General features: G+C 65.3%; 8 protein-coding genes. 4 read left to right on the top strand and 4 right to left on the bottom strand.

The window, feature by feature from the left end:
• Positions 1-98 precede the first annotated feature (98 nt).
• Positions 99-2,405, bottom strand: a complete 2,307-nt coding sequence (locus AX729_RS20070; protein WP_061026137.1) for a GumC family protein — start codon at positions 2,403-2,405, stop codon at positions 99-101.
• Between the two features lie 201 nt (positions 2,406-2,606).
• Here AX729_RS20070 and AX729_RS20065 point away from each other — a divergent pair, with 201 nt between their 5' ends.
• The 3 genes from AX729_RS20065 to AX729_RS20055 all read left to right on the top strand — a co-directional run bounded on the left by AX729_RS20065 (position 2,607) and on the right by AX729_RS20055 (position 6,742).
• Positions 2,607-3,740, top strand: coding sequence for a glycosyltransferase family 4 protein (locus tag AX729_RS20065; protein WP_061026140.1), 1,134 nt, complete (start codon positions 2,607-2,609; stop codon positions 3,738-3,740).
• Positions 3,741-3,856: 116 nt separating this feature from the next.
• Positions 3,857-5,404, top strand: coding sequence for an undecaprenyl-phosphate glucose phosphotransferase (locus AX729_RS20060; RefSeq protein ID WP_061026139.1), 1,548 nt, complete (start codon positions 3,857-3,859; stop codon positions 5,402-5,404).
• An 81-nt stretch (positions 5,405-5,485) separates the two neighbouring features.
• Positions 5,486-6,742 carry an O-antigen ligase family protein gene (locus tag AX729_RS20055; RefSeq protein ID WP_061026136.1) on the top strand — a complete coding sequence of 419 codons (1,257 nt, stop codon included), beginning with the start codon at positions 5,486-5,488 and terminating at the stop codon, positions 6,740-6,742.
• A 19-nt stretch (positions 6,743-6,761) separates the two neighbouring features.
• Here the strand turns inward: AX729_RS20055 and AX729_RS20050 are convergent, their stop codons facing one another.
• From AX729_RS20050 to AX729_RS20040, 3 genes are read right to left on the bottom strand one after another with little or no spacing between them, the layout of a single operon-like run.
• The gene (locus tag AX729_RS20050; protein WP_061026135.1) at positions 6,762-7,940 is read right to left on the bottom strand and encodes a saccharopine dehydrogenase family protein; all 1,179 of its coding nucleotides are present in this window, start codon (positions 7,938-7,940) and stop codon (positions 6,762-6,764) included.
• Positions 7,941-7,949: 9 nt separating this feature from the next.
• Positions 7,950-8,732 (bottom strand): DUF169 domain-containing protein, encoded by a 783-nt coding sequence (locus AX729_RS20045; protein WP_061026134.1) that lies wholly within the window; start codon positions 8,730-8,732, stop codon positions 7,950-7,952.
• Between the two features lie 56 nt (positions 8,733-8,788).
• On the bottom strand, positions 8,789-9,556 hold the full coding sequence (locus AX729_RS20040; RefSeq protein ID WP_061026138.1) for a YdcF family protein: 768 nt from the start codon (positions 9,554-9,556) through the stop codon (positions 8,789-8,791).
• Positions 9,557-9,724: 168 nt separating this feature from the next.
• On the opposite strand from AX729_RS20040, the gene AX729_RS20035 reads away from it, so the two are divergent.
• Positions 9,725-10,666 carry an acetamidase/formamidase family protein gene (locus tag AX729_RS20035; RefSeq protein ID WP_061026133.1) on the top strand — a complete coding sequence of 314 codons (942 nt, stop codon included), beginning with the start codon at positions 9,725-9,727 and terminating at the stop codon, positions 10,664-10,666.
• The last annotated feature ends 12 nt before the right edge of the window (positions 10,667-10,678 follow it).

Genomic DNA, 10,678 nt, shown 5'->3' with positions numbered 1-10,678 from the left:
ATCGAGATGGAGCTAAAAGCCGCTTAACCCGTCCACTTTATCGGGGGAAGATCAACCCTCTCCCACAAAGGGCCCCACAAAGGGAGAGGGAAAAGAGCCTACGCCGCCACCACGCGCGGTGTTTCCATCGCGCTCGACGGCTGCACGGGCTTGCTCAGCATCGTCACCTCGCTGAAGCCGACCGCCCTCAGTTGCTCGCACATCAGCGTGCGCGCATCCGCTGCCATCGATGCATCGGGCACCACGACGGCGCGGGCATGCGCCGTCAGCAGTTCGGCCGGGAGGTCGGAGGCACTGCCGGCGTCGACCAGCACGTGATCGTAGGCGCGCAGCAGAGCGTCGATCGCAAGCGCAACGCGCGGCGATTGCAACAGGCTGCGGTCGAAGCCGGGACGGCCGGCCATCACCAGATGGAGCCGCGAGAGCTTGTCCCGGGTGATGATTTGCGCGAACGACGCCTCGCCCTGCATCAGCTCGGCGAGGCCCGAAGCCGACGCATCGACGGAGACCGCGGCAATCGTCGGCGAGGACGCTGCGAGGTCGACCACGACGACGCGCGCATCGCGCGAAAGGTGCCGGGCCAGCGTCAAGGTCGACAAAGTGATTGCTTCGCCGGGGGCGGTGCCGAGCACGGTGACCTTCCTGGCCGAAGGGCCAGCGGCGCGCAGACTTTCGGCCAGACGTTCGATCTCGGTGAATTCGGTGACGTCGATGTCGGCCGCCATCTGCGGCTGCAGCGGCGCGGGCTCTGCCGAGACGGGAGGGACGTCCGGTTCGATGACTGGATCGACGATCGGCTCGACGGCCGGCTGGACCAGCGGCTCTCGGCGGACCGGCGCCTGGACCGGACCAAGTGCGGCCGCCACGCGCGGCGCGGTCTGGCGCAGCAGCTCACCGGTGACGACGACGCCGGACGACAGCAGCAGCGTCGCGATGGTCGCGATCAGCACGATCGGCAGCTTCTTTGGATAGGCTGGCGTGTTCGAGACGATGGCGCGCGAGATGATGCGGCCATCCGTCGGCGCAGTGTCGATGGTCTCGCGGGTATTGGCCTCGCGGTACTTGGCCAGATAGGTCTCGAGCAGATCGCGCTGTGCCTTGGCCTCGCGCTCGAGCGCGCGGAGCTGAACGTCCTGGCCGTTGGTCGAGGCCGCCTGCTTCTTGAGCTGCTCGAGGCTCACGGTCAGGCCATCGACCCGGCCGGCGGCGATCCGAGCGTCGCTTTCGAGCGAGCGCGAAATCTTGGCCGCTTCGTCGCGAATCTGATTGTCGAGGTCGCCTAGCTGCGCCTTGAGCTCCTTGATCCGCGGATGATTGCCGAGCAAGGTGGACGATTGTTCGGCGAGCTGCGCTCGCAACGTCACCCTCTGCTCCGACAGCCGGCGCATCAACTCGGAGTTCACGACCTCGGATGCCTCGATCGGCTTGCCGCTCTGGAGCATCTCGCGGATCAGGCGCGCCTTGGATTCGGCGTCGGCCTTCATCGAGCGCGCATTGTTGAGCTGGGTGTTCACCTCGCCCATCTGCTGGTTCGACAGCGTGGTGTTGTTGGTGCCGACGAACAGGCTGGACTTGGAACGGAAGTCCTCGACCTTGGCCTCGGCCTCCGAGACCTTCTTGCGCAGGCTCTCGATCTCGCCGGCCAGCCACTGGCTGGCGTTCTTGGCCTGCTCCTGACGCACGCCTTGCTGCAGCACGAGATAACCATCGGCGATCGAATTTGCGACGCGGGCGGCGAGCTCGGGATCGGCGGACTGGAATTCGACCACGATCACGCGCGATTTGTCGACCGCGTAGGCCTGCAGGCGTTCGTAATAGGCATCGAGCACGCGCTCTTCCGGCGTCATCGCGAATGGATCGCGGCCGATACCGATGAGCGCGGCAAGCGACTTCAGCGGCGAGATGCCTTGCAGCACCGGGTCGAATTCAGGGCGTTCCGCAAGCTTGTTCTTCTTGATGATCTCGCGCGCCAGATCGCGCGACAACACCAGCTGCACCTGGCTGGTGACCGCCTCGGCGTCGAGCGCCTGCCGCTCCTCCGTGCGATCGCTGTTCGGGCGCAGGAACACGTTCTCGCGGCCGTCGATCAGGATGCGGGTTTCGGATTTGTAGCGCGGGGTGACGAGATTGACGATGGCGAGGGATGCGACGAGCGCAAGCACAGTCGGCACGATGATCCAGCCGCGCTTGCGCGCCAGAGCCGCGCCGAGCGCGTGCAGGTCGATGTCGCCGGACTCGACTTGTGCCTGCTTCGTGACGACGGGCGCAGGCCTTGCTTGGGCTTTGGTTTCGGCCTTGGCTTCGATGTCGGCTTGGACCTTGGACTCGGCTTTGGGCTTGGCCTTCGAAACCGCCCGCTCGATCACCGCCTTGTCCTTGCCGGCACGCCAGAACGCTAAACGCATCGAACACTCCCGCAGGGCAACGCTGCGACTCTACCTCAACCGGGGCGATTACACTCCATTAAGGTTGCCGCTCGGTTAATCGCTGCGCCCGGCGGCCTTCCCACGCGCACTCGTCACCGTTTGTTAACCACGAAGGCCCTTAATCCCCCTCGATTATTTCGTGAGAATTGTTCGGCAGTCGCCGTCGAGCTGGTTTTGATCATGCCCCCCTCTCCCGACCGGCCGCTTCGCATCCTCCACGCCGTGCGTGCTCCGGTCGGCGGCATTTTTCGCCATATCCTCGATGTCGCCAACGGCCAGGTCGATCGCGGCCATCATGTCGGCATCCTCGCAGACAGCCTCACCGGCGGCGAGCGAGCCGACAAGGCGCTGGCGGAACTCGCGCCGCGGCTGAAGCTCGGCGTGCACCGGCTTGCGATCCGCCGCGAGCCGTCGCCCGACGATGTCCTGGTATGGCTTCGCATGCGGCGCCTGATCGCCATGCTCAAGCCCGACGTCTTGCACGGCCATGGCGCCAAGGCTGGCGCCTTCATCCGCATGCGGCGGCGCTCGGACGACACCATCCGCATCTACACCCCGCATGGTGGCTCGCTGCATTATCCCCTCAACACCTTCAAGGGCGAGTTCTACGCGCGGCTCGAACGCGCGCTGATGGATTCGACGGACCTGTTCCTGTTCGAGAGCGCGTTCGCCCGCGACACTTATCAGCGCATCGTCGGCACGCCCAAGGGCGTGGTGCGTTGTGTCTTCAACGGCGTGACGCCGGAGGAATTCGAGCCGGTCGTCATCGCCGACGATGCCACAGACCTCTGCTATGTCGGCGAGTTTCGGCACATCAAGGGCGCCGATCTGCTGGTCGATGCCGTGGCGCGCCTGCACGAGGGCGGCAACAAGGTCACCCTCACGCTCGGCGGCGACGGTGAGGAGACGGCCGCGCTGAAGGCGCAGGTCGAGAGGCTCGGCCTCTCCGGTTCAATCCGCTTCATCGGTCACGTCAAGGCGCGCTACGGCTTCTCCAAGGGGCGGCTGCTGGTCGTCCCCTCGCGCGGCGATTCCATGCCTTACGTCGTGATCGAGGCCGGCGCCGCGGGCATTCCGATGATCGCGTCCCGCATCGGCGGGATTCCCGAGATCTTCGGCGCCGACAACCCCGCTCTGTTCGCCCCAAGCGATCCCGAGGCCATGGCGGAGGCGATCGCCGGGGCGCTGCAAGACCCGCAAGTGACGGCGCAGCGCGCACTCTCCTTGCGCGAACGCATCTCGGCACATTTCTCGCAAGCCGCGATGGTCGAGGGCGTGCTCGCCGGTTATCGCGATGCATTTGCAAATCATTAACCATCCTTAAGCTCGCTTTAGAGAATCTTCCGATTTGTCCGATAATCGAGGCGCCAGGGGATGCTTGTCCGGGCGCGCAAGGCCGTGCCGCGGGCTCTGGAATGGACGTGGACGCCGTGGAACCGCTCAACGCACGCTCGATGCTCGATGCCGCGACCAGTGCCGCGGCGAAGCCTGCCGACCAGGCCTTCGTGGAGCGCCGCCGCCGGCTCTCGCCCGCCGCACTCGAAGTGGTCAACCAGAAGGTCGCCCGCGCCTATTCGCCGATCGTGATCGCGGGTTTCGTCCGCCTCGCCGATTTGGCGCTGCTCAGCCTCGTCGGCATCGCCCTTTATGTCGGCTATGTCATGCCGCTCTCCGGCTTCAGCTGGGTCTATCCTGCGGAGGTCGTCGCCGTCGCCATCGCAGCGGTCGTCTGCTTCCAGGCCGCCGACATCTATCAGGTGCAGCTGTTCCGCGGGCAGCTCCGGCAGATGACGCGGATGATCTCGTCCTGGTCGTTCGTCTTCCTGCTGTTCATCGGCATCTCGTTCTTCGCCAAGTTCGGCAGCGAAGTGTCGCGGCTATGGCTTGCCGCCTTCTATGTCCTCGGGCTCGCCGCGCTGATGGCCGAGCGCCTGGTGCTGCGCGCGCTGGTGCGCGACTGGGCGCGCCAGGGGCGACTCGACCGCCGCACCATCATCGTCGGCTCCGACCGCAACGGCGAACAGCTGGTCGAGGCGCTGAACGCGCAGGAAGACTCCGACATCCATATCCTCGGCGTGTTCGACGACCGCAACGACAGCCGCGCGCTCGACACCTGCGCCGGCGCGCGCAAGCTCGGCAAGGTCGACGACATCGTCGAGTTTGCCCGCCGCACCCGCGTCGACCTCGTGCTGTTCGCGCTGCCGATCTCGGCGGAAACGCGCATCCTGGAGATGCTGAAGAAGCTCTGGGTGCTACCGGTCGACATTCGCCTGTCCGCGCACACCAACAAGCTGCGCTTCCGCCCCCGTTCCTATTCCTATCTCGGCGAGGTGCCGACGCTCGACGTGTTCGAGGCGCCGATCACCGACTGGGACTTGGTGATGAAGTGGCTGTTCGACCGCGTCGTCGGCAGCCTCGCGCTGCTCGCAGCGCTGCCGGTGATGGGACTGGTGGCGCTGGCGGTGAAGCTCGACAGCCCCGGCCCGGTGCTGTTCCGGCAGAAACGTTTCGGCTTCAACAACGAACGCATCGACGTCTACAAGTTCCGCTCGATGTACCACCATCAGGCCGACCCGACCGCCTCCAAGGTCGTGACCAAGAACGATCCGCGCGTCACCCGCGTCGGTCGCTTCATCCGCAAGACCAGCCTCGACGAGCTGCCGCAGCTCTTCAACGTGGTCTTCTCCGGCAACCTCTCTTTGGTCGGCCCGCGTCCACATGCGGTGCAGGGCAAGCTCCAGAGCCGCCTGTTCGACGAAGCCGTCGACGGCTATTTCGCCCGCCACCGCGTCAAGCCCGGCATCACCGGCTGGGCCCAGATCAACGGCTGGCGCGGCGAGATCGACAACGAAGAGAAGATCCAGAAGCGGGTCGAGTTCGACCTCTATTACATCGAGAACTGGTCGGTGCTGTTCGACCTCTACATTCTCCTGAAAACGCCGATCTCGCTGCTGACCAAGAACGAGAACGCGTATTGAGTTTTCCGTCATGCCCCGGTCAAGCCGGGCGATGACAGCGGTGTTTGTGACGTACAAGTAGCGTAAGCGTATGAGCGTTTGATGGCGTATGCGGCGACAGCCGGCGAAGTGAACGCAGCCTCACCGGCTGCGCCCGGCGTGCTGGCGCTGCAGCGCGCGCTGGTGTGGCTGGTCGGCGCCTGCGGCGCGATCGTCTTCATCGAGCCGAGCCCCTACGAGATCGCGACGTTGCTCGCGACCGTCACCTTCTTCGCCACCGGCCTGCGCCTGAAGCTCGCGTTGATGCCGCTGGTCGCGTTGCTGGTTCTTCTCAATGTCGGCTACACGATCAGCGCGATCCCGCTGCTCGAGCAGTCCACGGTGGCGACCTGGATCGCAACCTCATGGTACATGGCGGTGACCGTGGTGTTCTTCGCCATGGTCATTGCCGAGGACACGACGGCCCGGCTCGACATGCTCCGCCGCGGCCTCATTGTCGGCGCGATGATTGCATCGCTGTTGGCCGTCGCCGGCTACTTCCACCTGGTCCCCGGCGGCAACGATCTCCTGACGCTCTATGGACGCGCGCGCGGCACCTTCAAGGACCCGAACGTGCTCGGCGCCTTTTTGATCCTGCCGGCGCTGTTCGCGCTCCAAAGCGTCGTCTCCGACAAATTGGCGAAAGCCTTCCGCAACGTCATGGCCTTCGCCATCATGTCGCTGGCGATCCTGCTCGCCTTCTCCCGCGCCGCCTGGGGCGGGCTGGTGCTGACCTCCGCCTTCATGCTGGCGCTGATGGTGCTGACCAGCCGCACCAATGCGCAGCGCTCGCGCATCGTCATCATGGCGATCGTCGCCGCAGTGCTGGGCCTCGCGCTGATCGCGGTGCTGCTGTCGCTCGATTCCACCGCCGAGATGTTCAAGCAGCGCGCGAGCTTCGACCAGAGCTATGACGAGGGCCGCTTCGGCCGGTTCGGCCGGCACATCCTCGGCGCGGAGATGGCGCTGGACCTGCCGTTCGGCATCGGCCCCCTGCAATTCCACCGCTTCTTCCCCGAGGACACCCACAATTCCTACCTGAACGCCTTCATGTCCGGCGGCTGGCTCTCCGGCGTGTGCTATCCCGCGCTGGTCTTCACCACCGTCATCATGGGCTTCAGACACATCTTCGTGCGTGTACCCTGGCAGCGCGCCTATCTCGCGGTGTTTTCCGCCTTCCTCGGCACCGTCGGCGAAAGCTTCGTGATCGACACCGACCACTGGCGGCACTTCTGGATGATGCTGGGCGCGATGTGGGGCATGTTCGTCGCCGCGCAGGCCTACAAGATCAAGGCTGGCGACGAAGAATCTTCAGCTTGAGAGCGGGACGAGACGAAGCCTAGGCTTCCGCCCTGAACGTCAGCCCAGCGTGATCGACCAGCCGCTTGATCAGCTTGTGCTGCATCGCTGCGCCCGGCGTCCAGAAGCCGCCCGGAACATCCGTCGCATCACGCAGCAGGCAGATCGCGCATTCGGAGATCATCTTCGAGGTGGAGCCGTAGCCGGGATCGCGGTCGCCGGTGACGCCGGCGCGGACCATGCGGCCGTCCGGCGCGATCGCGACATAGAGCAGATCGAACAAGCCGTTCTCGCGCTCCTCCTTCGACGGGCCCTCGCCAGGCTTCGGCGCGTTCGGACCGGTCTTCTCGGCGTTGGCCGCCATCACGCGCTTGGCGTTGGCTTCGCCCTTCTCTCCGGGACCGGTCAGGACCATCTCGTCGTAGACGAAGTCCTTGCCGTAGGGAAAGCCCATCAGCATGTTGGAACGATGGACGTTGCGGGTGTTGATCAGCGCCATCATGAACGGCGCGGCCCAGGATTGCAGATCCTCTTCGTAGGCAGCCCTGTTGCCTTTCGGCTGCTTCGGACCGGTGAACCCCGGCGTCAGCGCAAAATGGTCGTTGAGAATGGCGACGAGGCTGAGGTCCTTGGCGACCGCATCGAAGGTCGCTTTGGCACTCGCCGCGGTGCCGCCCGATAGCGTGCCGCGCATGTCGCGCACGCGGCCCTTCACGCGCGCGGCCGGCGCGCCGAACACGCGCCTGGCCTCTTCCTCCACGAAGAACGTGCCGAGCTCGAACGGCACGGAGTCGTAACCGCAGGAGAACACGATGCGCGCGCCGCTCGCCTTGGCCGCCGCCTCGTACTTGTCGATCATCTGCCGCATCCAGACCGGCTCGCCGCAGAGATCGAAATAGTCCACACCCGCAGCGACGCAGGCCGCGAGCAGCTCCTCGCCGTAAAACTGATACGGTCCAACCGTCGTGATCACCGATCTGGTCTGCGCCACCATCGCCTTCAGCGACGCCGCATCCGACGCATCCGCCACGATCAGCGGCGTGTCCGCGGGCGCACCAATGGCCTCGCGCACCGATTTCAGCTTGTCGAGGCTGCGGCCCGCCATCGCCCATTTCAGGGACTTGTCGTCCTTGTAATGCGTCGCCAGATATTCGGCGACGAGCTGGCCGGTAAAGCCGGTCGCGCCGTAGACGACGATGTCAAATTTCGAAGAGCTCATGGTCGGCCTTTACTTCTTCGCGTAACTCACGCCCATGCCCGCACGGACGTCGCTTTGAATGCCATAGGGCGGGATCGGATAGCGCAGGCCATTTTTAGCGAGCGCCTTCATGCCTTCGACTGCCTTGGCGAGGTGCGACGGCTTCAAGGCCATCAGCATCTCCTCGTCCGGCACGCCGCCATAGCGCCGTTCGGCATAGCATGGCAAGGACAGGCTGGGCTCCCCGGTCTTGAGCGCCCGCCCCCAGGAATCCGCGCAGGCGGTCTCGCCGACCACGCCCCATTCGAACTTCTTGTAGCCGGTATATTGCAGCCCGTTGATGAGGATGATCATCTGCCCCGGCGTCGCATAGACGAGGCAGATGTCGGGCGGTTCGAGCCGTCCGCTCGTAAGCGGACTGACGGCGAGCGCCTGATATTGCCCGAACGGAACCACGTCCAGCGCCTCCTGGCGCCTGCGGGCGTCCTCCGCCGTGCCGTGCCAGACGCCGACGTAGTTTTCGCCGGCGAGCCATTTTTCATCCTGCGGCGCCAGCCCGATCACGGCGCGGCACTGCGCGCCGACCAAATCCTCGGCGGTGATACCGACCGTCCAGCCCAGCCGCGCGGCCATGCTGACGATCTGGTCGGTGGTGTGGATCGCATTCGGCCGGCGGATCTTCGGGATCGCCTCCATCTCGGCTGCTTGCGCGAAAAGCTTCATGCCGATCACCGTCGTCTTCAGCCGCAGCAGGCCGTTGAGATCGGCGACGAGGCCGGCAAGATCGATTCTCTCTGCGTTCTGCTCCTGCATGGCGGTCCCTCCCGGCCGGCGATCACGCGCCGTGTTGTTGTTTTGCGACCCTCGTTCTAGTCCTTGCCCGGACCCGGAAGCAAATCGCCGGTCCGGCCCATCAGACGGTAAGCCACGAGGCCGATCCACTCGCGGACGGCCACTTCGGTCCGTCGCAGCCCGTCCGCTGCCATGTTGGTGAAGGAGAATAGATCGTCACGCCCGCCCATCCGCCAGTCCACCGGATAGGCCTCGACGTCAAACCCGGCCTTGCGGAAGATCCCCATCGAGCGCGGCATGTGGAAGGCCGACGTCACCAGGAGCCAGCGCTCGCCCGGCTTCGGAGCCACCATTTGTTTCGTGAAGATCGCGTTCTCCCATGTGTTGCGGGAATTGCGCTCGAGGATCAGGCGCTCCTTCGCTATGCCGAGATTCTCCAGGATTGGCGCGGAGTAGTCGGCCTCCCTCGCCTCGGTCGAAACGAGGTTCGCCGTTCCGCCGGTGAAGACGATGCGCGCGTTCGGATAGCGGCGCGCAAGCTCGGCCGGCGCGAACAGACGATCGGCCGCGTGCGCGACGACCGGAGTGCGATGCGCCGCCGACAGATCGGTGTCGACCGAGCCGCCGAGCACGATGATGCCGTCGGGCGCGCCACGCGACGGATCCCACGCCGGGAAGCGAGACTCCAGCGGATAGATCAGGAGGTTGCCGAGCGGCGAGAACGCCGCGAGCGCCAGCAGCACCAGTGTGATCACCGCAAGCCTGCGGCCGAGCGCGGCAAAGCGCGTCGCCATCAGCAGCAGTGACAGGATTCCGAGCTCGACCAGGAGATTGATCGGCAGCAGCGCGGTGCCGAGCGTCTTGGAAAGAACGAAATACAGGGGAGCCTCGCTGGAATCGTCTTGTCCGTCCGTGCGGGGCTTGACCGCCCCGCACTTCTTCAGAAATCTTCTTGAAAGAGGATCGATCGCCGGGTCAAGCCCGCGGCCGATGAAACCAAGCGGACGCGGCAAATGACCCATCATCACCTGCATTCCAGCCCCGAAACCTGCCATTGGGGCTTCTTCGAAGCCGCGCTTCAGCCTGTCCTCACCATTGCCAGCGGCGATGAGGTCACGGTCGATACGATCAGCGGCGGACCCGACATGCTGCCCGATCGGGACAAATTTCACATTCCGCCAGAGATGCATGAGGTCCATGCCAGGAACGAGCGCATGCTGCCCGGCCACATCCTCACCGGTCCGATCGCGGTCGAGGGGGCCGAGCCCGGCGACGTGCTCGCGGTCGAGATCCTCGACGTCCAGCTCCGGCAGGATTGGGGCTGGAACATGATCAAGCCGCTGTCCGGCACCCTGCCCGACGATTTCCACGAGACGCGTATTCTCAACATCCCGCTGGACCGCTCGCAGATGGTTGGCCGCATGCCGTGGGGCCTCGAGCTGCCCCTCAAGCCGTTCTTCGGCGTGATGGGCGTTTCGCCGCCGCCCGCCTGGGGCCGCATCTCATCGCTGATTCCGCGCGCGATGGGCGGCAATCTCGACAACAAGGAACTCGGCGCCGGGGCGACGCTGTATCTGCCGGTGTTCGTTCCGGGTGCGATGTTCTCCTGCGGCGATGGACACGGCGTGCAGGGCGATGGCGAGGTCTGCGTCACCGCGATCGAGACCGCGCTGCAGGGCCGCTTCCGCCTGACGCTGCGCAAGGACATGCGGCTCGACTACCCCCGCGCCGAAACGGCGACGCACTACATGACCATGGCGATGGACCCCGATCTCGACCAGTGCGCGGTGCGTGCGCTGCGCGACATGATCGCGCTGCTTGGCGAGAAACGAAACCTGTCGCGCGAGGACGCCTACACGCTGTGCAGCCTGGCCGCCGATTTGCGCGTGACCCAGACCGTCAACGGCGCCAAGGGCATCCATTGCATGATCGAAAAAGCGATCGTGCACGGCTGAGCCGGCCCGCCC

Origin of the sequence: Bradyrhizobium sp. CCH5-F6, from assembly GCF_001556045.1 — a bacterium.
GTDB lineage: Bacteria > Pseudomonadota > Alphaproteobacteria > Rhizobiales > Xanthobacteraceae > Bradyrhizobium.
Note: the sequence above shows the minus strand (reverse complement) of the source record. Positions and strands in the feature narration are given on the sequence as shown.

Coding starts and splice junctions, on each gene's coding strand:
- AX729_RS20070 (WP_061026137.1), bottom strand. CDS start 2,405: ATGCGTTTAGCGTTCTGGCGTGCCGGCAAGGACAAGGCGGTGATCGAG.
- AX729_RS20065 (WP_061026140.1), top strand. CDS start 2,607: ATGCCCCCCTCTCCCGACCGGCCGCTTCGCATCCTCCACGCCGTGCGT.
- AX729_RS20055 (WP_061026136.1), top strand. CDS start 5,486: ATGGCGTATGCGGCGACAGCCGGCGAAGTGAACGCAGCCTCACCGGCT.
- AX729_RS20050 (WP_061026135.1), bottom strand. CDS start 7,940: ATGAGCTCTTCGAAATTTGACATCGTCGTCTACGGCGCGACCGGCTTT.
- AX729_RS20045 (WP_061026134.1), bottom strand. CDS start 8,732: ATGCAGGAGCAGAACGCAGAGAGAATCGATCTTGCCGGCCTCGTCGCC.
- AX729_RS20035 (WP_061026133.1), top strand. CDS start 9,725: ATGACCCATCATCACCTGCATTCCAGCCCCGAAACCTGCCATTGGGGC.